Raw genomic sequence first — 2,072 nt, 5'->3', positions numbered from 1 at the left:
GAACCGCGACACCGGAGCAGGTTCCCGGGACGCGCCCGGATCCCGCAGCAGCACCGCGTAACGGCCAATGATCTCACCCAGCGTCGAATTCAGGCTCCAGCCGTCCAGAATCGCGTGATGCTCCACCAGCGTCCACTGGAACTCCCGGTCCCCCAGGACATGGACGAAAAACCTCAGCAGCCCAGGAACAGAAAGATCGAAGGAGATACCGCGTTCCCTGCGCACACAGGCCGCGATCCGCTCCTCACGCCCGCCCTCGGAAAGCTCCCGCACATCCTCCACCACCACCGGAACCTCCGCGGTGGCATGCACCAACTGCAACAACTCATCAAAACCCCGCATCCCAAACGACGTACGCAGCACCTCATGACGGGCCACCACATCACCCACCGCACGCCGGAACAACACCTCGTCAAAACGCCCCAGCAACCGGAAACTGTCCAGATTGAGGTAGGGGGAGAAGGTGTTGTCCGCCTCCATCTCGTAAACCATTCCGGTCTGGAGCGCGGTCATCGGATACGCATCCACCACCCCCTCCGGCATCCTCGCCCGGTCTTCGGCCGTCACCATCGAAAACGGCTCCAGCTCCTGGACCGCCGCCTCATACGGAAGACAGAGCACCGCAAGCCTCTCGACCGTCACGTGCTGGAACAGGTCGGACAGCTCGAACGTCAGCCCCCGGCGGCGCACAGCCGCCAGCACCTGAACACTCCGGATCGAGTCACCACCAAGATCGAAGAAGTTGTCCCGCACCCCCACCCGGCCCACACCCAACACCTCCACCCAGGCGTCAACGAGGGCCCTCTCCTCCTTCGTGGAGGGGGGCGCATGCTCCGCCCGCGTTTCCCCCGGCGTGAGGTCGATCGCGGTCAGCCGGGTCAGGTCGGCCTTGCCGTTGGCGTTGAGCGGGATCTCGGCGACCGGGACGACCAGTGCGGGCACCATGTACGAGGGGAGTCGTTCGGCCAAGTGGTCACGCAGGTCAGCGGCCGACAGTTCCGCTCCCGTCACGGGTACGGTGTAGGCGACGAGCCGGGGTACGTCCTCGTGACGGCTTGTGGTGACCACGCTCGACTCGACCTGGGGATGGGTGGCCAGTGCCGCCTCCACCTCGCCGGTCTCCACCCGGAACCCTCGGATCTTGACCTGCCGGTCGGTGCGGCCCAGGTACTCGAGTTCGCCGTCGGGCAGCCAGCGGGCCAGGTCTCCGGACGCGTAGGCGGTGCCGGCCCCGGGGTTGTCCGGGTCGGCGGGGACGAAGCGCTCAGCGGTGAGTTCCGGGCGGTTCAGATAGCCGCCAGCCACTCCGGCGCCCGAAACGTGCATCTCACCCACGACGCCGACCGGCTGCTCCCGACCGTGCGGGTCAAGCACCCGGATGGTGTAGCCGGGCAGCGGCCGGCCGATCGGGCTGACGCTGTTGCCCAGTTCCTCGGGGAGGAGCTTCTTGATGGTCGCGTGCACGGTCACTTCGGTGATGCCGAACATGTTGATCAGTTCCGGAGCGCCGGCTTGGTGGCGGTTCCACCAGCGGCGTACGGCCGCGAGATCGACGGCTTCTCCCCCGAAGATCACCTTGCGGAGAGCCAGCGGCGCCGGAGCCTGGGCGTCCGCCTCCTCGAAGCGGGCAAACGCGGTGGGTGTCATGTTGAGGACGGTGACGCCCGTTTCCGAGACGAGCCGGTGGAACCGCGCCGGGTCCCTGGTCAGTTCCTTGGGCACGACGACGAGGCTGCCTCCGTTGGTGAGCGCTCCCCACGTTTCCCATACGGAGAAGTCGAAAGAGGCCGAGTGGAAGAGAGACCAGACGTCGTCGGCACCGAAGCCGAAGCACTTCTGGCCGATGGTCATGAGGGAGCCGATGTTGCGGTGGCGTACCGCCACGCCCTTGGGCCGTCCGGTGGATCCCGAGGTGTAGATCACATAGGCGAGGTCGTCGCCACGGTCCGGGTTCTTCGGGCTGTCCTTCCCGGCCGTCTCCGACACGACCCGCACCGGTTCAGCCTTGCGGATGTCGACGGTCACACGGCCATCGAGCGGCAGCCGCTCGAAGAGCTCCTCATGACCCACCA

At 66.6% G+C, this 2,072-nt stretch carries 1 protein-coding gene; it reads right to left on the bottom strand.

The features are described from left to right. Window positions 1-1,986 (bottom strand): non-ribosomal peptide synthetase (locus IEY79_RS37025; protein WP_373292707.1); only part of this gene is annotated, 1,986 nt, incomplete at its 3' end. Between the last annotated feature and the right edge of the window lie 86 nt (window positions 1,987-2,072).

It is taken from the genome of Streptomyces camponoticapitis (genome assembly GCF_014646115.1).
Lineage (GTDB): Bacteria > Actinomycetota > Actinomycetes > Streptomycetales > Streptomycetaceae > Streptomyces > Streptomyces camponoticapitis.
Note: the sequence above shows the minus strand (reverse complement) of the source record. Positions and strands in the feature narration are given on the sequence as shown.